At 66.3% G+C, this 18,099-nt stretch carries 16 protein-coding genes; 9 read left to right on the forward strand and 7 right to left on the reverse strand.

Annotation, left to right across the window (positions count from 1 at the left end; all coding sequences use genetic code 11):
• Window positions 1-48: 48 nt before the first annotated feature.
• Window positions 49-1,875 carry an aspartate--tRNA ligase gene (aspS, locus tag JHL17_RS01980; protein WP_200190377.1) on the reverse strand — a complete coding sequence of 609 codons (1,827 nt, stop codon included), beginning with the start codon at window positions 1,873-1,875 and terminating at the stop codon, window positions 49-51.
• A gap of 353 nt (window positions 1,876-2,228) precedes the next feature.
• Between aspS and rnd the strand changes: the two genes are divergently transcribed.
• Both rnd and JHL17_RS01990 read left to right on the forward strand, forming a co-directional pair.
• Window positions 2,229-3,419 carry a ribonuclease D gene (rnd, locus tag JHL17_RS01985; RefSeq protein WP_200190378.1) on the forward strand — a complete coding sequence of 397 codons (1,191 nt, stop codon included), beginning with the start codon at window positions 2,229-2,231 and terminating at the stop codon, window positions 3,417-3,419.
• 283 nt (window positions 3,420-3,702) lie between these two features.
• The gene (locus tag JHL17_RS01990) at window positions 3,703-4,989 is read left to right on the forward strand and encodes an EAL domain-containing protein (protein WP_200190379.1); all 1,287 of its coding nucleotides are present in this window, start codon (window positions 3,703-3,705) and stop codon (window positions 4,987-4,989) included.
• Between the two features lie 25 nt (window positions 4,990-5,014).
• Here JHL17_RS01990 and JHL17_RS01995 read toward each other — a convergent pair whose 3' ends face one another.
• A complete protein-coding gene (locus JHL17_RS01995; protein ID WP_200190380.1) occupies window positions 5,015-5,776 on the reverse strand; it encodes an SDR family NAD(P)-dependent oxidoreductase in 762 nt (253 codons plus the stop codon).
• 240 nt (window positions 5,777-6,016) lie between these two features.
• On the opposite strand from JHL17_RS01995, the gene JHL17_RS02000 reads away from it, so the two are divergent.
• Both JHL17_RS02000 and gmk read left to right on the forward strand, forming a co-directional pair.
• The gene (locus JHL17_RS02000; protein WP_200190515.1) at window positions 6,017-6,883 is read left to right on the forward strand and encodes a YicC/YloC family endoribonuclease; all 867 of its coding nucleotides are present in this window, start codon (window positions 6,017-6,019) and stop codon (window positions 6,881-6,883) included.
• Window positions 6,884-6,952: 69 nt separating this feature from the next.
• The gene (gmk, locus tag JHL17_RS02005) at window positions 6,953-7,600 is read left to right on the forward strand and encodes a guanylate kinase (RefSeq protein ID WP_200190381.1); all 648 of its coding nucleotides are present in this window, start codon (window positions 6,953-6,955) and stop codon (window positions 7,598-7,600) included.
• Between the two features lie 63 nt (window positions 7,601-7,663).
• Here the strand turns inward: gmk and JHL17_RS02010 are convergent, their stop codons facing one another.
• On the reverse strand, window positions 7,664-8,395 hold the full coding sequence (locus JHL17_RS02010; protein ID WP_200190382.1) for a DUF6065 family protein: 732 nt from the start codon (window positions 8,393-8,395) through the stop codon (window positions 7,664-7,666).
• 174 nt (window positions 8,396-8,569) lie between these two features.
• On the opposite strand from JHL17_RS02010, the gene JHL17_RS02015 reads away from it, so the two are divergent.
• The 3 genes from JHL17_RS02015 (at window position 8,570) to JHL17_RS02025 (ending at window position 11,960) form a co-directional block, all read left to right on the forward strand.
• Window positions 8,570-10,306 carry a methyl-accepting chemotaxis protein gene (locus JHL17_RS02015; protein ID WP_200190383.1) on the forward strand — a complete coding sequence of 579 codons (1,737 nt, stop codon included), beginning with the start codon at window positions 8,570-8,572 and terminating at the stop codon, window positions 10,304-10,306.
• A gap of 89 nt (window positions 10,307-10,395) precedes the next feature.
• Window positions 10,396-11,523 (forward strand): PLP-dependent cysteine synthase family protein, encoded by a 1,128-nt coding sequence (locus JHL17_RS02020; RefSeq protein WP_200190384.1) that lies wholly within the window; start codon window positions 10,396-10,398, stop codon window positions 11,521-11,523.
• 17 nt (window positions 11,524-11,540) lie between these two features.
• On the forward strand, window positions 11,541-11,960 hold the full coding sequence (locus JHL17_RS02025; RefSeq protein ID WP_200190385.1) for a winged helix-turn-helix domain-containing protein: 420 nt from the start codon (window positions 11,541-11,543) through the stop codon (window positions 11,958-11,960).
• A gap of 66 nt (window positions 11,961-12,026) precedes the next feature.
• On the opposite strand, the gene JHL17_RS02030 is transcribed toward JHL17_RS02025, so the two are convergent.
• Together JHL17_RS02030 and JHL17_RS02035 are read right to left on the reverse strand one after the other, a co-directional pair.
• Window positions 12,027-12,269: an Lrp/AsnC ligand binding domain-containing protein gene (locus tag JHL17_RS02030; RefSeq protein WP_200190386.1), complete on the reverse strand. Its 243-nt coding sequence runs from the start codon at window positions 12,267-12,269 to the stop codon at window positions 12,027-12,029.
• A 4-nt stretch (window positions 12,270-12,273) separates the two neighbouring features.
• Window positions 12,274-13,854 carry a DEAD/DEAH box helicase gene (locus JHL17_RS02035; protein ID WP_200190387.1) on the reverse strand — a complete coding sequence of 527 codons (1,581 nt, stop codon included), beginning with the start codon at window positions 13,852-13,854 and terminating at the stop codon, window positions 12,274-12,276.
• Window positions 13,855-14,111: 257 nt separating this feature from the next.
• Between JHL17_RS02035 and JHL17_RS02040 the strand changes: the two genes are divergently transcribed.
• Both JHL17_RS02040 and JHL17_RS02045 read left to right on the forward strand, forming a co-directional pair.
• On the forward strand, window positions 14,112-14,657 hold the full coding sequence (locus JHL17_RS02040; protein WP_200190388.1) for a hydrolase: 546 nt from the start codon (window positions 14,112-14,114) through the stop codon (window positions 14,655-14,657).
• A gap of 16 nt (window positions 14,658-14,673) precedes the next feature.
• A complete protein-coding gene (locus JHL17_RS02045) occupies window positions 14,674-15,381 on the forward strand; it encodes an alpha/beta fold hydrolase (protein ID WP_200190389.1) in 708 nt (235 codons plus the stop codon).
• A gap of 34 nt (window positions 15,382-15,415) precedes the next feature.
• On the opposite strand, the gene JHL17_RS02050 is transcribed toward JHL17_RS02045, so the two are convergent.
• Both JHL17_RS02050 and parE read right to left on the reverse strand, forming a co-directional pair.
• Window positions 15,416-15,970: a hypothetical protein gene (locus JHL17_RS02050; protein ID WP_200190390.1), complete on the reverse strand. Its 555-nt coding sequence runs from the start codon at window positions 15,968-15,970 to the stop codon at window positions 15,416-15,418.
• A gap of 133 nt (window positions 15,971-16,103) precedes the next feature.
• A complete protein-coding gene (parE, locus tag JHL17_RS02055; RefSeq protein WP_200190391.1) occupies window positions 16,104-18,092 on the reverse strand; it encodes a DNA topoisomerase IV subunit B in 1,989 nt (662 codons plus the stop codon).
• Window positions 18,093-18,099 lie beyond the last annotated feature (7 nt).

The raw sequence follows: 18,099 nt of genomic DNA on the forward strand, positions 1-18,099 counted from the left end.
CGCGCTTTAACGGCGCGGCCTTTTCCAATCATTACGAATGTTCCGGCTTTAAGCCTGCGGCACCGACGGAGCGGCGATTTTCGGCTTCGGCAAGTCGAGCTTCAGGTGCAGTTCCCGCAAGCGCGCGGTGTCGACCGGCGCCGGGGCCTGCATCAGCAGGTCTTCGGCCCGCTGGTTCAGCGGGAAGGCGATGACCTCGCGGATGTTCGGCTCGTCGGCCAGCAGCATGACGATGCGGTCGATGCCCGGGGCCGAACCGCCATGCGGCGGGGCGCCCAGCTTGAACGCGCTCAGCATGCCGCCGAACCGGGCCTCGAGCTCCTCCGGCGGATAGCCGGCGATCTCGAAGGCCTTGTACATCACTTCCGGCAGATGGTTGCGGATGGCGCCCGAGGACAGCTCCACGCCGTTGCAGACGATGTCGTACTGGTAGGCCTTGATGTCGAGCGGGTTCATCGTCTCCAGCGCCTTCAGGCCGCCCTGGGGCATTGAGAAGGGGTTGTGGCTGAAGATGACCTTGTTGGTCTCCTCGTCCAGCTCATACATCGGGAAGTCGACGATCCAGCAGAAGCGGAAGGCGTTCTTCTCGATCAGGTCCAGTTCCTCGCCGATGCGGGTGCGGGCGAAGCCGGCCAGCTTGGCCGCCGGGCCGGGCTGGTCGCAGACGAAGAAGATCGCGTCGCCGTCCTCGAGACCGGCCAGTTCACGCAGGGCGGCCTGGGCCGCCTCCGGCACGAACTTGGCGATCGGCCCCTTGCCGCCGCCGGCTTCCATGACGATGTAGCCGAGCCCCGGCGCACCCAGTCCGCGGGCCCAGTCGTTCAGCTTGTCGAAGAAGCTGCGCGGACGGTCGGAGACCTTGGGCGCGCGGATGGCGCGGACGACGCCGCCCTTCTCCAGCGTCTGCTTGAAGGCGCGGAATTCGACGTCGTCGCGCTTGAACACCTCGGTCACGTCGGTGATGACCAGCGGGTTGCGCAGATCCGGCTTGTCGTTGCCGTATTTCAGCATCGATTCGGCGAAGGAGATCCGGCGGAACGGCAGCTGGTCGATCACCGGCTTCGAGTCGCGGCGGAAGCCGCCGAACTCTTCGAAGATGCCGTGCAGCACAGGCTCGATCGCCGCGAAGACGTCTTCCTGGGTGACGAAGGACATCTCGAAATCGAGCTGGTAGAACTCGCCCGGGCTGCGGTCGGCGCGGGCATCCTCGTCGCGGAAGCAGGGAGCGATCTGGAAGTAGCGGTCGAAGCCGGCGACCATCAGCAGCTGCTTGAACTGCTGCGGCGCCTGCGGCAGGGCGTAGAACTTGCCGGGATGGTTGCGGCTGGGCACCAGATAGTCACGCGCGCCTTCGGGCGAGGAGGCGGTGAGGATCGGCGTCTGGAATTCGGTGAAGCCCTGGTCGATCATGCGGCGGCGCGCCGAGGCGATCACGCGCGAGCGCAGCATGATGTTCTCGTGGATGCGCTCGCGGCGCAGGTCGAGGAAACGGTAGCGCAGGCGAACGTCCTCGCCGGCGTCGGTGTCCTGGTTGACCTGCAGCGGGATCTGCTCCGCCTCGCCTTCCGCGGTCAGCTCGGCGATCTGCAGTTCGATGCGGCCGGTGGGCAGCTTGTCGTTGATGGTCTCGGCCGTGCGCTTCACCACCTTGCCGGTGACGGTGATCACCGATTCCAGCTTCAGCCGGTTCGCGACCTCGAAGGCCGGGTTGGAGGTATCGACCACGCACTGCGTCAGGCCGTAATGGTCGCGCAGGTCGATGAACAGCAGCTGTCCATGGTCGCGCTTCCGGTTCATCCAGCCCGACAGGCGGACGGTTTCACCGGCATTCTCTTCACGAAGCTGGCCGCAGGTGTGCGTGCGGTAGGGGTGCATGGGTCGAAACACCTTGAAAAGGGCGGATTCCGGCGGAAAAAGCGGTCCGACACACCACACCGGACGCGCGCGAAAGTCAAGCCGCGAGAGGGCGGCGCGCTGGCCCGCAGGGACGGCAATGGAACGTTTGAAACAGTATGCACCATCCTGCGTCCCCCTGTTCAACCGTTCAATCCACCGGCGTGCCGGCCGTTCGGACCGATCCTATCATCCTTGCCACCACAAGGTCAGACGAACGCGAAAAATCCGCCCCCGTCCATCCCACCTCGCCGTCGCATCCATTTTCCGGCGCGTGCCCTGCTCCGCACGTCGGCGGACTTTCATGCGCCCGTTCGGTCGTGTATGAAGCAACCATGACGCTCATCACGACAACCGACGCCCTCCAGGCCTTCTGTCAGTCGCTGGCAGGGACCGAATACATCACGGTCGACACCGAGTTCCTGCGGGAAAAGACCTATTGGCCGCAACTGTGCCTCGTCCAGGTCGGCGGGCCCGACGGCGCGGTCGCCATCGACCCGCTGGCCGACGGCATCGACCTGGCGCCGCTGTTCGCGCTGATGAGCGACCCGTCAGTGCTGAAGGTGTTCCACGCCGCCCGCCAGGACGTCGAGATCTTCTGGCATCTGTCCGGGCAGATCCCCCATCCGCTGTTCGACACCCAGGTCGCGGCGATGGTCTGCGGCTTCGGCGAGAGCGTCGGCTACGAGACGCTGGTGACCAAGCTGGCCGGCGCCCGCATCGACAAGTCCAGCCGCTTCACGGACTGGTCGCACCGGCCCCTGACCGACCGCCAGCTGACCTATGCCCTGTCCGACGTCATCCACCTGCGCCCGGCCTATGAGAAGCTGAAGCGCCGCCTCGCCCGGTCCGGCCGATCGCATTGGCTGGAAGAGGAGATGGCGATCCTGACCGATCCGCGCACCTATCAGGTCGACCCGGACAGCTCGTATCTGCGGCTGAAGGTGCGGACCAACAAGCCGCGCTTCATGGCGATCCTGAAGGAGCTGGCGGCGTGGCGGGAGCGGGAGGCGCAGCGCCGCGACCAGCCGCGGTCCCGCGTGCTGCGCGACGAGGCTCTGCTGGAGATCGCCGCCCATGCCCCCACCACGGTCGACGACCTCGCCCGCACCCGCGGACTGGGCCGCGGCTTTGCCGAGGGGCGCCAGGGAACCGACGTACTGGCCGCGGTACAGGCGGGGCTGGACCTGCCTGAGAGCGCCCTGCCCCGCGTCGAACCGCGCGAGGAGGCGCCGCCCGGCCTGCAGCCCATCGTCGAGCTGCTGCGCGTGCTGCTGAAAATGAAGTGCGACGAGAACAATGTCGCGGCGAAGCTGGTGGCATCTTCGGCCGATCTGGAAGCGCTGGCTGCCGATGACGATGCAGACATTCCGGCGATGCAAGGATGGCGGCGCGAACTGTTCGGCAATGATGCGCTTGCCTTGAAGCACGGAAAGATCGGACTTGCGGTCATCGATCGCCGCGTCCGCATCGTTCCTGCTGGCGAACCACGTCCGGCTGCGGCATCGACCGATTCGGAAACTTGACCTTTTCGAATGGCGTCGCTTCGATGACTGCGATGCCTTTTGCAACCGTCCGGGCGCCTCTTGCGCCCGGACTTTTGTCTTAAGGGCTTTTTAAAGAAAGTTACCCTTAAGATCGTTCGGCTTCGCAGCATCAAACGGACCGGGAGCATCCTGGCCGGTCTGCGGGCCGACCAATCCGGCTGGGTGGAATCTCCCGGCGGAAACCAAAAGGCTGCCGGGCAAAGAGCGGTCGACGACATGGGTGGTTGGCAGGCGCGATGCTTGTTGTGGGAGTGAGCAAGGTATGAGCAGGTTTGGCGGCAGACCACCCATTGGACGGGACCGTGTCCGGCTTTCCACGACGGAAAAGCAGGCCGCCGTCGCCGCCGCCAAGGATCAGAAGCCGGACTTCGACAACGACAAGCTTCTGAACCTGCTGCGGTCGGCGAAGAGCGAGCTGCAGGGCATGCGCCTGATCCACATGCATCTGTCGCTGCTGAAGGACCGCGACCCGACGAGCCAGATGATGGTGCGGTCCATCATCCAGGAACTGGCGAGCAAGGCTTCCTACCTGCAGTCCTTCAACATCTCCAACGGCGACGTCATCATCCTCTACAAAGGGCTGAAACTGACGGGCGTGACCGACGTCTGCCAGACGGTTGAGCAGGTCTTCCTGTCGAAGACGACGCTGACCGGGCCGAATCCTTATAAGGAATATTCGCTCTATTCGATCATGGAACTGGCGTTGAACTTCATCAACGTCATCCGCTTCATCGAGGAACTACAGGCACACGAGACCGGCAGCCACACCACCGAGACCAAACCGCCGATCCCGCTGGAAGAGCTGGGCAAGCTCGAACGCTCGATGCAGATGTTCGACCTGTCGCCCTTCCTGTTCAACCAGGGCATCGCCAACATCGGCACCGGCGACGCGGAGATGGAGTATTTCGAACTCTATATCTCCATCAAGCTGCTTCAGGAACGGCTCTGCCCCGACTACGACATCACCGCCAACAAATGGCTGTTCAATTACTTCACCGCGAATCTTGACCAGTCGGTGTTGCGCGCCTTGAATCATGGGCTGAGCTTCATGCGCGGACGGCGGATCGGCATCAACATCAATCTGTCCACCGTCATCTCGACCGGCTTCGTGAAGTTCGATGAACGCCTGCCGATCGATTTCCGCGGGCAGGTGGTGCTCGAGGTATCGAAGGGCGACCTCATCGAGAACCTGTCGCTGTTCAACGAGGTGGTGGAATTCGCGCAGGACCGCCGATACCAGATCGCGGTCGACGGGCTGAACCCGTTCTGGGTGACCAATTTCGACCTGGAATATCTCAACGCCGACTATGCGAAGATTTTCTGGTCCAACGACATGCTGGAGATGGACCCGTCGTTCGAGAAGTATTTCCGCGACCGCATCGCCGAGCAGGACCGCTGCAAGTTCATCCTGGCGCGCTGCGACAGCGTGACCAGCTTGGTCTATGCCCACAAGATGGGAATCAATCTGGTCCAGGGTCGCGCGGTGGACAACATCATGCGCAAGGGCGTCAGCGTTCGCGAGGCGATTGCCCACGCCAAGGTCGATTGACGCCCAAGACGGTCGAATGCGCCGGTCAGGGCTTGCGGGGCGCCTGACGCAGCAGCCCGTCGGTCCAGCCCGGGGGCAGCGAAGCCAGCAGCCAGACCGCGGCCAGCATCGGCCAGGGGAAGGCGATCCGCGCCGCGTTGCGCTCCAGGCCACGGCGGATGGTCCGGGCGGCGGCGTCCGTCTCCATCAGGAAGGGCATGGGGAAGCGGTTCACCGCGGTCATCCGGCTTTTGACGAAGCCGGGGCAGATCACCGACACGCCTATCCCCTCCCCGGCCAGATCGCCGCGCAACGCCTCGCCATAAACCCGCACCATCGCCTTGCTGGCGCAATAGGCCGGCGCACCGGGAAGGCCGCGGAACCCTGCCAGCGACGCCATGACGGCGATCTGCCCACGCCGCCGCAGGCGCATCGCCGGCAGCAGCGGATGGATGCTGTTCAGAACGCCGTCGATGTTCACCGCCAGGATGCGACGCGCCTGCTCCTCCGTCTCGCCGCCATCGCCGGTGCCCGCCGACATGCCGGCATTGGCGATCAGCAGATCGACGGGCGTTGCGGCATCGATGCGCGTCAGCCATCCGGCCATCGCCGCACGCTCCGCCACGTCGATCACCGCGGTTTCGACCCGGCCGCCGGCCGCCCGGCAGCGCTGCGCCACCGCCTCCAGCCTCACGGCGTCGCGGCCGGTCAATGCCAGAGCCACGCCGGGAGCGGCATAGAGGAGCGCCAGGGCTTCGCCGATGCCGCTGGAGGCGCCGGTGATGACGATGGAACGCGGCTGCTTCATGAAGTCTCCACCCTGTCCGTCGGTCGCCCCACGGCGCCGAAGCTTGTTGTGGGGTGATGTCACGTTTATGGCGTCCTGCCTTTCCCATGAAACGCAGGACGCCATAGCTTTATGCGTGACGATCGGATCGCGCCAAATCGATTCCGATTTGGCGCGATCCGATCTATAAGCACGACATCCATCGACACCCCTTTTCAAACGAGGCCGCCTTTGCCAGCCCATCGTCCCGTCATAGCCAGCATGACCGGTTTCGCGCGCGTCGACGGGCATGGCGACGGCTTTTCCTGGACCTTCGAAGCCAAGAGCGTCAACGGCCGCAGCCTGGACCTACGCTGCCGCCTGCCCTCCGGCTTCGACGGCGTCGAGGCGGCGGCCCGTGCCGAACTTCCCAAGCGCCTGGCCCGCGGCAACGTCAACCTGACGCTGACGGTCAACCGCGCCCAGGCGGTCTCGCAACTGCGCATCAACCGCGAACTCCTCGCCCAGGTGATCGAGATCGCGCGGGAAATCGAAGGGGCCGGTGCCGCCGCGCCGCGGCTGGATTCGCTGCTGGCTGTCCGCGGCATCATCGAACCGGTGGAAGAAGACGAGACCGGAGCCCGCGAACGCGTCGAATCGGCGTTGAAAGGCGATCTGACCAAGCTGATCGGCCAGTTGGTGGTCAACCGACTCGCCGAGGGCGCGCGGATCGCCGAGGTGCTGAACAGCCATCTCGACGAAATCACCCGGCTGGTGGATGCAGCGTCGGCCTGCGCCTCCACCCAGCCCGAGGCGCTGCGTGAGAAGCTGCGCACCCAGGTCGCCGCGATCCTCGGCTCCTTCCCTGCACTGTCGGAAGATCGTTTGGCGCAGGAGGCGGCGATCCTGATCGGCAAGGCGGATGTCCGGGAGGAGTTGGACCGCCTGCGCGCCCACCTCCAGGCCGCGCGCGACCTGATGGCGGAAGCTGGTGCGATCGGTCGCCGGTTCGATTTCCTGTGCCAGGAGTTCAACCGCGAAGCCAACACACTGTGTTCCAAATCGGCGGATGTCGAACTGACGCGCATCGGCCTGTCGCTGAAGGCCTCGATCGAGCAGCTTCGCGAACAGGTCCAAAACATCGAATGACGAGCGGCATCGGATGAACCGATACCGGATGAACCGGTCCCAAACGACCGGCAACAGCGAGTGAGCGCAATGGCTGCGACCAACCCCTCCCCGATCCACCGGCGTGGCCTGATGCTGGTGTTGTCCTCACCGTCGGGCGCCGGCAAGACCACCATCGCCCGCGGCCTGCTGGAGCGTGACGCCGGCATCACCATGTCGGTGTCGGTGACCACCCGGCAGATGCGGCCGGGAGAGGTCGAGGGACTCGACTACTACTTCATCGACCAGCAGCGCTTCGACCGCATGGCGGAGACCGGCGACCTGCTGGAGCATGCCCGCGTCTTCGGCAACTGCTACGGCACGCCGCGGGTGGCGGTGGAGGATGCCCTGGGCGCCGGCCGCGACGTGCTGTTCGCCATCGACTGGCAGGGCGCGCAGCAGCTGGCCCAGAACGCCCGCGACGATCTGGTCAGCGTCTTCGTCCTGCCGCCTTCAGTCAGCGAACTGGAACGCCGCCTGCGCGGCCGCGGCCAGGATTCGGAGGAGGTCATCGCCAACCGGATGGCGAAGGCGTCCAACGAGATCAGCCACTGGCCGGAATACGACTACGTCATCGTCAACAGCGACGTGGACGAGAGCATCGCGGCGGTGGAAGCGATTCTGCACGCCGAGCGGTTGCGCCGCCGCCGTCAGATCGGCCTGCCGGAATTCGTGCGCAGCATCCAGGATACCCTGTAACGCCGTCAGGCCTTCCGGTCCACCCTGCAGCGCAGGGGCCGGCCTCATGCCGTTGCCGGTCCGTTACCCGATCGGAAACGGCTTGGCCCGCACCTTGATCTCATGGTCCGGGGGCCCCTCGGTCCCATCCGGCTTCTTGCCGCGGTAATAGCCTTTCTGCCAGCGTTCCTGGGCGGCGGTACTGCCCGGAGTCTTGAGGTCGCTGTTGAACTGGCTGCGCGACGCCGCCCAAGCGCGGTACTGCGCGGCCATCTCCTGGTCGCTGTCGAGATCGCGGATCTCCGGCGTCAGTCCTTCCACCAGACCGCGCTGGATCGGCATCAGATGGGCGAAGGGTTCGCCCTTCTCCCAAGTCACCGACACGCCGGGTGCGGTGAATTTCCAGTTCATGGTGAAGGGATAGGGCGACCAGTCGGTCTCTATGATGCCGGACAGGCCGAGGATGCCGTGCTTCGGATGGTTCAGCGGCCCGGTGACCATCAGATTGATGCCCGGCGGCGTGCGGAACAGTGCCGCGACATGGAAGGTCAACACGCCGCTGCCGAAATGGCTGGCCGGCTGCAGCGGATGCGGCTCTTCCGCCGTAATCGTGATGGCGTCCAGTCCGACGCCACCATTCCACATCGCGGTCACCCGCACCGGGCAGCAAACCTCCCATCCGTGCATGCTGGCGATGTTGAGCGGCAGGCACCGGTAGCCGTACTGCTCCGGCAGGGCGTCGATCCAGTCACGCGTCGGGCGTGCCGGGCGAATGTCGGGCATTGCGCCCGAGAGCGGGTATGCGATCAGCGTCATGGCGTCGCATCCTGCCAGATTTCTTATCGGGTGTAACCCTGATGCTGGCTATGGTCACAACCATCCACGATCCCGTTCGGATTATCCCTAAGCCGAGATTAGGGATTGCGCATGTGAACCAGACTTCGGCATAAGCGATCTCTAAATTAGATATTTTCAAGTGCGGACGGCCACATGCACCATCCTGGGGTGGCGTCGTCGCATCTGAAGTGGAACCGGGCGATGATCGGCAAATTTCACAGCATCAAGACAAAGCTCCTGATCCTGCAGGGGCTGTTCCTTGTCACCATCCTGGTGGCCGGCATCTGGTCCGCGACGTCGAAGCGCGAAACCATGGTCGAGGGTTACCGCAATTCGATCCAGGCGGTGGTGCAGACATCGCTGTCGATCATCAAGGCCTATGACGCGCGCGCCGCCAAGGGCGAGTTCAGCCGGGAGGAGGCGCAGATCCGCGCCAAGGGCGCCCTGCGTGCCCTGCGCTTTTTCGGCAACGAATACATGTTCGGCTACGAGTTCGACGGCACCAATGTCTTCCACGGGGTGCGCCCCGACCTGGAAGGAACCCGCAAGCTGGCGGATTTCAAGGACAGCAACGGCGTTCTCGTCATCCGCGGACTGATCGACTCGGCGCGGACCGGCGACGGAACCCTGATCTACAACTTCCCCAAGGCCGGTGGGACCGAACCGATGCCGAAACTGGCCTATGCCGCGATCTATGAGCCGTGGGGCTGGATGATCGGCACGGGCGTCTATATCGACGAGGTCGATGCCGCCTTCCGCAGCACGCTGATCGAGACGCTGGCGGTGACGGTGGCGGCGGCGCTGCTGCTGGGGCTGGTCGGCTTCCGCCTCGTGTCGCGCATCGGCATGGGGCTGGACGGCATCGCCACCGCCACCGGCCGCATCGCCAAGGGCGATCTGGTCGCCCGGGTTGCCGGCACCGACCGGGGCGACGAGGTGGGAGCGCTTGCCCGCTCGGTCGAGACCCTGCGCCTCAGTGCGATCGAAGCGGAAGACCTGCGCCGCCGTCACGCCGCGCTGGAGAGGGAAGCCGAAGAGGCCCGCCGCGCCACCATGGCCCGTCTGGCAGACGAATTCGAGGGCACGGTCGGCGCGCTGGTCCAGGCCGTCGCCGAATCCGCCGGCCGGCTGACCCACACGTCGGGCGCCATGAGCAGCGGTGCGGAACAGACGACCAGCCTGATGGACGTCGCCGCCCGAGCCGCCGAGACGACATCCGGCAACGTGCAGGCGGTGGCCGGCGCCACTGAGGAACTGGCCGCCTCCATCCGGGAGATCGCCCAGCAAATCGCCGAGTCGACCACCGGCTCCGCCCGTGCGGTGGAGGATGTGCGCCGCACCTACGCCCTGATCGAGCAGCTGGACGGCGTCGCCAAGCGCACGGTGGAGGTGGTCGACCTGATCCGCTCCATCGCCGAACAGACCAACCTGCTGGCCTTGAACGCGACCATCGAGGCCGCCCGGGCCGGTGAGGCCGGCAAGGGCTTCGCGGTGGTGGCCAACGAGGTGAAGAGCCTCGCCAACCAGACCGCCAAAGCCACCGACGACGTCCAGGCGCAGATCGCGGCGATGACCAACGCCACCTCGTCCGTCGTCGAAGCGATGCGCGGGGTCGGCGGCGTCATCGAGACGGTGAACACCGTCGCTTCCAGCATCTCCGCCGCCATCGAGGAGCAGGGAGCCGCGACGCGCGACATCAGCCAGAACGTGAACGAGGCCGCCCAGGGCGTCACCTCGGTCTCCAACAGCCTGACGAAGGTGTGCAGCCATGCCACCGCCACCGGCCAGGCTTCGGCCGAGGTCGCCGCGGCGGCCCGCTCGGTCGGTGAGCGGGCCGACCGCATGCTGGGCGAAGTCTCGGCCTTCGTCGCCCGCATCCGCCAGGGCTGAAGAGCAGCCGCCGGAACGGCACCGCACCGGATGCATTCGGCAACAATCCGCGCTATGGATGAGGTCGGCCAATCGACGGACAGACTTCCATGACCGCCCCCTTCCCCGCCGTCCCCCCTCTCTCATCCGACCGCCGCGGCTGGCTCGACGAGGCGCTGCGCAGGATCGAGGCGGATGTGAACCGCTCCGCCGATACCCACCTGCTGCGGCTGCCGATTCCGGCGGCGCCGGGGATCACGCTCTACCTGAAGGACGAGTCGACCCATCCCACGGGCAGCCTGAAACACCGGCTGGCGCGATCCTTGTTCCTCTATGCGATCTGCAACGGCTGGGTCCGGGCGGGCACGACGGTGATCGAGGCGTCGTCGGGATCCACCGCGGTGTCGGAAGCCTATTTCGCCCAGCTTTTGGAACTGCCCTTCGTCGCCGTGGTGCCGCGCAACACCTCGCCGGCCAAGATCGCGCAGATCGAGTTTTACGGCGGCCGCTGCCATATGGTGGAGCGGGCGTCGGATGTCTGTACCGAGGCGCAGCGGCTGGCCCAAGAGTGCGACGGCCATTTCATGGACCAGTTCACCTACGCCGAACGCGCCACCGACTGGCGCGGCAACAACAACATCGCCCAGTCGATCTTCGAGCAGCTGGCGCAGGAGCCGCATCCGGTGCCGGACTGGATCGTCTGCGGTGCCGGCACCGGCGGCACCTCCGCCACCTTCGGGCGCTATGTGCGCTATCGCCGGCTGCCGACCCGCGTCTGCGTCGCCGATCCGGAACATTCCGCCTTCTTCGACGGCTTCCGTGACAACGACCCCAAGGCCTGCGTCGGCCGCGGATCGGGCATCGAGGGGATCGGGCGTCCGACGGTGGAGCCGTCCTTCCAGCCGACGGTCATCGACCGGATGATCCGCGTGCCGGATGCCGCCAGCATTGCCGCGGCCTGGGTGCTGCGCGAGCGGCTGGGCCGCGCCTGCGGCGGCTCCACCGGCACCAATCTGGTGGGATCCATTGAGCTGATCGCCGGGATGATGCGCGACGGTCGGCAGGGCAGCGTCGCCACGCTGATCTGCGATCCCGGCGACCGTTACATGGGCACCTACTTCAACCGCGACTGGCTGGCGGCAGCCGGGCTGGACATCGACCCGTGGCGCGAACGGATCGATGGATTCTTCCGCACCGGGGCCTGGAGCGGCGCCGGTTTGGAAATGGCCGAGCGGTGATGGCGGAGCCCAAGGCCATGACCCGCATGCGGATCCGCATCGACTTCGAAACCGGCGGTTCGATCGGTCCGGGCAAGATCGCGCTGCTCGAAAGAATCCGCGAGACCGGCTCCATCTCCGCCGCCGGGCGGAAACTGGGGATGTCCTACCGCCGGGCCTGGCTGCTGGTCGACGACCTGAACCGCATCTTCCGCGAACCGGTGGTGAGTGCGGCGGTCGGCGGCAAGCATGGCGGCGGCACGGTGCTGACCGCGTTCGGCGAACAGGTGATCGACCATTACCGCGCGGTCGAACGCGAGGCCCATGTGGCGACGGCCCATCGGCTGGCGGCGCTGGCGGCGGGCACCAATCCGGACTACGGCGCGGACAAGCAGGCGGACGACGGGAGTTTCGCCGGCGATCCCGGGGTGGGGCCCGGGTGCGGGCCGACGGAGTGACCGGGTTCCGCAATGAAAAAGGCCGGGCGCATTGCCCGGCCTTTTTCCTTCCAAACCACCCTGCCCCTACGCAAATGCCTTGTACGCAATCAGCGTGAAGGTATCGCGTACTCCCGGCAAGGTCTGGACGTGCTCGGTCACGAAGCGGCCGATGTCGTCGTCCTGCTTCAGGTAGCACTTCATCAACAGGTCGTACTGGCCGGAGATGGAATGCACCTCCGACACCTGTTCGACCAGCTGGACGGCCTGATCGGCGACACCATAGGCCTTGCCGAGATCGCATTTGACCATGACGAAGATGGTCTGCACGGGCTCAGCCCTCCTGCGACGGTTCTGTCTGGGAGGACGGACGCGGGCGGGCCGACCGCAGCATGAAGGCCGGCATGTGGTCGCCGAAACCGATCACCGCCACATCGTCGTCATCCTCGTCGCGGCGGCGGCGGCGATCACGGTCACCACCGCGGCGCGGTTCGTTGCTGCGGCGGGATTCGGCGGCGGCCAGCGATTCGCGGGGTTGACGTTCCTCACGCACCGGACGCTCCTCGCGGGCGGCACGCTCCTCACGCATGGGGCGTTCTTCACGAACCGGACGTTCTTCGCGAACGGGACGCTCCTCGCGGGCGGCGCGCTCTTCACGAGGCGCGCTTTCCTCGCGCGGGGCGCGCTCTTCACGGTCACCACGGGGCGGACGCGTCTCCGACCTGGCGCTACGGCCACCACGGCCGCGACCACGCCCACGGGAGGTGCCGTCCTCCTCGCCGAACTCGGCCGTCTCCAGGCCGTCGATGGCGATCATGGGAATCTCCCGCTTGATAAGGCGCGTGATGGCGCCGACCAGTTTGGTGTCATCCGGCGTGGCCAGCATGAAGGCGCGCCCCTGCTTGCCGGCGCGGCCGGTACGGCCGATGCGGTGGACATAGTCGTCGGGGGTCAGCGGCACGTCAAAATTGAAGACGTGGCTGAGACCCTGGACATCGATGCCACGGGCGGCGACGTCGGAACAGACCAGCAGCGTGATCTCGCCCTGCTTGAACCGCTCCAGCGTCTCGGTGCGCTTGGACTGCACCATGTCGCCGTGAAGCGCGCCGACATTGAAGCCGTGGCGCTCCAGCGACTTCTGCAGCACGGCGATGTCGCGCTTCCGGTTGCAGAAGATGAAAGCGTTCTTGACGTCCTCGGTCTGCAGCAGATGGCGCAGCGCCCTGCGCTTGTCCATCTCGTGGACCAGCGACAGCGCCTGCGTCACCGTTTCCGCAGGCGAGGCGGGCGGGGCGACGGAGATCTCAACCGGCTCGTTCAGGAAGGCGTCGGCCAAGCGGCGGATTTCCGGCGGCATGGTCGCCGAGAAGAACAGGGTCTGGCGGCTCTTCGGCAGCTTGCTGACGATACGCTCGATATCCGGGATGAAGCCCATGTCGAGCATGCGGTCGGCTTCGTCGATGACGAAGACCTTGATGTCGTTCAGCATGATGTTGCCGCGCTCGAACAGGTCGATGAGACGACCTGGAGTCGCGATCAGCACATCCACGCCCCGGTCGAGCTTCTTCACCTGTTCGGTGAAGGTCTCGCCGCCGATCAGCAGCGCCATGCTGAGCTTGTGGTACTTGCCGTAGGTCTCGAAGCTTTCCGACACCTGGGCGGCCAGCTCGCGCGTCGGCTCCAGGATCAGGGACCGCGGCATCCGCGCGCGGGCACGGCCCGACGCCAGGATGCTGATCATCGGCAAGGTGAAGCTCGCCGTCTTGCCGGTGCCCGTCTGCGCGCAGCCCAGCACGTCGCGGCGTTGCAGGACACAGGGAATTGCCTGTTCCTGGATGGGAGTCGGTTGGGTGTAACCCTTGTCCTCGATAGCGCGCAGGACGTCAGGGCCAAGCCCAAGTTCCGAAAAAAGCATCCAACCTGTTTCTGTTCTGGAGTGCGCAAATCGAGCGTCCGACGCCCGATGCCTGGATGAGGCGAAAGAATAGGAAGTCAAAGCTGCATGTCAATAGATCCGATGTTCCGTTACCGAAAATTGGCGCGAAAACACGCCGCGTTGGAGAAATCCGCTCCCTGCGCTACGCTGTCCCCCGGCAGCGCCGCGAGTCGCGACGCTTGCCGGCACCCCGCCCGGGGGCTGCCTGCTTCAAATGGAACGGTCGAGAGCATTCGATGATTCTTCGTGCCCAGGACTCGGTGCTGCTGGTGGTCGACGTGCAGGAGCGGCTGCTGCCGGCCATCCACGAATCCGGCCGCGTCGTCCGCAACGCCGGAATGCTGCTGAAGGCGGCGGCCGCCCTGTCGGTGCCGGTGCTGGTCACCGAACAATACCCGCGCGGCCTGGGGCCGACGGTGGAGGCGGTGCGCGCCGACCTGCCGGCCGGCACTCCGGTGATCGAGAAGATCACCTTCGGCTGCACCGGAGAGCCGGCCTTCAACGCGGCGGTCGGGGAATTGAACCGCTCGCAGATCGTGCTGTGCGGGACGGAGGCCCATGTCTGCGTGATGCAGACGGCGCTGGGGCTCCGCCGGCAGGGACACGCGGTCTATCTGGTGGCCGATGCCGTGTCGTCGCGCACCCCCGCCAACCATGCCATGGCGCTGGAGCGGATGCGGGACGCCGGCGTGACCATCGTCACCACCGAGATGGTGCTGTTCGAGTGGATGGAACGGGCCGGCACGCCGGTCTTCAAGGTCATCAGCGCGCTGGTCAAGTGAGCGCAGGAGAAGCCGCATGTCCGAACGCCGCCCTGGCCTGATCCTGCTGCCCGGCATGCCGCTGGACGCCGCGCTCTGGGACCATCAGATCCGCCATCTCGGCGAGGTCGCCGCCCCGCAGGTCGTCGAGTTGTCGGATTGCTCCTCCGTCGCGGCGATGGCCGACAAGGCATTGCGCGAAGCACCGGAGCGCTTCGCCGTCGCCGGCCTGTCGATGGGCGGTTATGTCGCGCTGGAGATCCTGCGCCGCGCACCGGAGCGGGTGGAGCGGCTTGCCCTGCTCGACACCAACGCCCGCCCCGACACGGCGGAGGCGACGGCAACGCGGCGGGAGGCGGTGGCGCTCGCCCGACAGGGACGCTACGGACAGGTCATCCGAGCCGCCCTGCCCCGCCTGATCCATCCTGACCGCCTGGCCGACGAGACCTTCGTCCGTTCCGTCCTGGCGCAGATGGAACGGGTGGGCGTCGACGGCTATGCGCGGGAGCAGGAAGCGATCATAGGCCGGCCCGACAGCCGTCCGGCCCTTGCCGCCATCCGCTGCCCGACGCTGGTGATCTGCGGACGCCAGGATGTCCTGACGCCGCCCACCCTGCACGAGGAGATGGCCGACGCCATCCCCGGCGCCCGGCTGGTACCGATCGAGGATTGCGGCCACCTGTCGGCGATGGAGCAGCCGCAGGCGGTCACCGCGCTGCTGCGGGACTGGCTGCTGCGGGACTGACCGCCCCCGTCAATCCCGCGTCAACAACCCGGCCTCAGCAATCCGGCCGCCCACAGATCAGGTCGGCCCGCTGACTGGGGAACAGCGAGAAAGTCATATCGCTGATCAGGCTGCGGAAATCCGGATCGTCCGGTCCCTGCGGCCGGTCCAGCCAGCCGGTGGCCGAGGTCAGCGCGCCACCCGACCGGCAGAACGCGCCCTGCACGACGATGGGTCCACCCGGCGGCGAGGTCGGGATCGGCCCCTCGGTGCAGAGGGAGGAGTTCAGCATGTTCTCCGCCACGTTGAAGGCCAGGACCACCTTGTAGTCGCGCCGGGCGGTGTCGTTGGGCGTGGTGGTGAGATTGGTCTTCACGCCCAGCACGCGGTCCTGCATGTGGGGCAGCACCGTCGCGGCGAAACGGTCGGGCGGCAGGCCGAAGGGATTGCCGTGCAGAACCACCCGCAGGTCGCGGTTCCCCGCCGCATAGGACACCTCGCTCCGCGTATAGGCGGATGACGGTTCGCTCGCCACGACCCGCTCGTTGGTGCAGGCGGCGAGAACCGAGGCGCCCAGCAGAAGGGTGGCGAGCGATGGGAGCAGGCGCATGATCGAATCCGTCCGTTGAGAGCGTTTTCCCCGATATGGGGACCGTCGTGGTCCGGGGCGAGCGGACCGGCAGCTGGACCATCCATCCACGCCGCCTCTCCTTCAACAGTCGAATTGGCGGAAACTCCGGCGCCTAAACGTCGATGTCGTCGGCCTTCACGAACTTCGCGTTGTCCTGGATGAACTTGAAGCGCAGCTCCGGCCGCTTGCCCATCAGGTCCTCCACCAGCGTCCGCGTGCGCTCGCATTCCGGCTTTTCCTCCGGGTCGGCGGCGTTGGGGACCACCACGCGCAGCAGCGAGCGCTTGGACGGGTCCATGGTGGTGTCGCGCAGCTGGGCCGGCATCATCTCGCCCAGGCCCTTGAAGCGGCTGATGTCCGGCTTCTTGCCCTTGAACATCTTCGACAGCAGCTCGTCCTTGTGGGCGTCGTCGCGGGCGTAGACCTGCTTGTTGCCGTGGCTCAGGCGATAGAGCGGCGGCAGGGCGAGGTAGAGGTGGCCCTCCTGGATCAGGCCCGGCATCTCGCGGTAGAAGAAGGTCATCAGCAGCGAAGCGATATGGGCGCCGTCGACGTCGGCGTCGGTCATGATGATGACCCGCTCGTAGCGCAGCTTGTCGGTCGAGAAATCCTTGCCGATACCGCAGCCCAGCGCCTGGGTCAGATCGTTCAGCTCCTGGTTGGCCTTCATCTTGTCGACCGACGCGCTGGCGACGTTCAGGATCTTGCCGCGCAAGGGCAGGATGGCCTGGGTTTCGCGCTGGCGCGCCTGCTTGGCGGAGCCGCCGGCCGAATCGCCCTCAACCAGGAACAGCTCGGTGCCTTCCGGGGAGTTGCGCGAGCAGTCGGCCAGCTTGCCGGGCAGGCGCAGGCGGCGGGTCGCCGACTTGCGCGTCATCTCCTTCGACTGCTTGCGGCGCGCCCGCTCCTCCGCCTTTTCGATCAGGCGTTCGAGCAGGCCGTTGGCGCTCTGCGGGTCGCCGGACAGCCAATGGTCGAAATGGTCCTTCACCGCGGTTTCGACGAGGCGCTGCGCCTCCGCCGTCACCAGCCTCTCCTTGGTCTGGCCCTGGAAATGCGGTTCGCGGATGAAGACCGAGAGCAGGACGCAGGCGTCGCCCATCACGTCGTCGGCGGTGACCTGTCCGGCGCGCTTGTTGCTGGTCAGCTCGCCATAGGCCTTCAGGCCGCGGGTCAGCGCGGTGCGCAAGCCCGCCTCGTGCGTGCCGCCCTGCGGAGTCGGGACGGTGTTGCAGTAGGTGTGGGAGAAGCCCTCGTCGTCGTCGGGCCACGCCACCGCCCATTCCACCCGGCCCTGGCCGTTGGGGAAGTCGAGCGCGCCGGCGAAGGCGGCCGGCGTCAGCGTCTTGCGGTCCTTCAGCGCGGCGTTCAGGTAATCCTGAAGCCCGCCGGGGAAATGCAGGGTCTCCGACGCCGGCGTGGTGGCGTCGACCGACAGCAGGGCCGGGTCGCAGCTCCAGCGAATTTCGACGCCGCGGTAGAGATAGGCCTTGGAGCGCGCCAGACGGTACAGCCGGTGCGGCTCGAAATGCGCGGTCTCGCCGAAGATTTCCGGGTCGGCGTGGAAGCGGATGGTGGTGCCGCGACGGTTGACGTTGCCGCGGTGGGCCAGCGGCCCCTGCGGCAGGCCGCGGCTGTAGTCCTGGACGTAGAGCTGCTTTTCGCGGGCGATCTCGACGGTCAGCCGGTCTGACAGGGCGTTCACCACCGACAGGCCGACGCCATGCAGGCCGCCCGAGGTCTGGTAGACCTTGTTGGAGAATTTGCCACCCGAATGCAGCGTGGTCATGATGACCTCCAGCGCCGACTTGCCCGGATATTTCGGGTGGTCGTCGATGGGAATGCCGCGTCCGTTGTCGCGCACCATCACCGTATAGTCGGCGCCCAGTTCGAGGTCGATCCGGCTGGCATGGCCGGCCACCGCCTCGTCCATGGCGTTGTCCAGGACCTCGGCCACCAGATGGTGCAGCGCACGGTCGTCGGTGCCGCCGATATACATGCCCGGCCGACGCCGGACGGGCTCCAGCCCCTCCAGGACTTCGATATCCTGGGCGGAATAGCTGTCGGCCTTGGGGGCCGTGTTCTCGAAAAGATCGCTCATGATGGGA

The sequence above is a fragment of the Azospirillum endophyticum genome, assembly GCF_016595245.1.
GTDB classification, from domain to species: domain Bacteria; phylum Pseudomonadota; class Alphaproteobacteria; order Azospirillales; family Azospirillaceae; genus Azospirillum; species Azospirillum endophyticum.

What these genes read in the sequence shown, in the direction of transcription:
- aspS (WP_200190377.1), bottom strand. Translation starts at nt 1,875, where the DNA reads ATGCACCCCTACCGCACGCACACCTGCGGCCAGCTTCGTGAAGAGAAT.
- rnd (WP_200190378.1), top strand. Translation starts at nt 2,229, where the DNA reads ATGACGCTCATCACGACAACCGACGCCCTCCAGGCCTTCTGTCAGTCG.
- JHL17_RS01990 (WP_200190379.1), top strand. Translation starts at nt 3,703, where the DNA reads ATGAGCAGGTTTGGCGGCAGACCACCCATTGGACGGGACCGTGTCCGG.
- JHL17_RS01995 (WP_200190380.1), bottom strand. Translation starts at nt 5,776, where the DNA reads ATGAAGCAGCCGCGTTCCATCGTCATCACCGGCGCCTCCAGCGGCATC.
- JHL17_RS02000 (WP_200190515.1), top strand. Translation starts at nt 6,017, where the DNA reads ATGACCGGTTTCGCGCGCGTCGACGGGCATGGCGACGGCTTTTCCTGG.
- gmk (WP_200190381.1), top strand. Translation starts at nt 6,953, where the DNA reads ATGGCTGCGACCAACCCCTCCCCGATCCACCGGCGTGGCCTGATGCTG.
- JHL17_RS02010 (WP_200190382.1), bottom strand. Translation starts at nt 8,395, where the DNA reads ATGACGCTGATCGCATACCCGCTCTCGGGCGCAATGCCCGACATTCGC.
- JHL17_RS02015 (WP_200190383.1), top strand. Translation starts at nt 8,570, where the DNA reads ATGCACCATCCTGGGGTGGCGTCGTCGCATCTGAAGTGGAACCGGGCG.
- JHL17_RS02020 (WP_200190384.1), top strand. Translation starts at nt 10,396, where the DNA reads ATGACCGCCCCCTTCCCCGCCGTCCCCCCTCTCTCATCCGACCGCCGC.
- JHL17_RS02025 (WP_200190385.1), top strand. Translation starts at nt 11,541, where the DNA reads ATGACCCGCATGCGGATCCGCATCGACTTCGAAACCGGCGGTTCGATC.
- JHL17_RS02035 (WP_200190387.1), bottom strand. Translation starts at nt 13,854, where the DNA reads ATGCTTTTTTCGGAACTTGGGCTTGGCCCTGACGTCCTGCGCGCTATC.
- JHL17_RS02040 (WP_200190388.1), top strand. Translation starts at nt 14,112, where the DNA reads ATGATTCTTCGTGCCCAGGACTCGGTGCTGCTGGTGGTCGACGTGCAG.
- JHL17_RS02045 (WP_200190389.1), top strand. Translation starts at nt 14,674, where the DNA reads ATGTCCGAACGCCGCCCTGGCCTGATCCTGCTGCCCGGCATGCCGCTG.
- JHL17_RS02050 (WP_200190390.1), bottom strand. Translation starts at nt 15,970, where the DNA reads ATGCGCCTGCTCCCATCGCTCGCCACCCTTCTGCTGGGCGCCTCGGTT.
- parE (WP_200190391.1), bottom strand. Translation starts at nt 18,092, where the DNA reads ATGAGCGATCTTTTCGAGAACACGGCCCCCAAGGCCGACAGCTATTCC.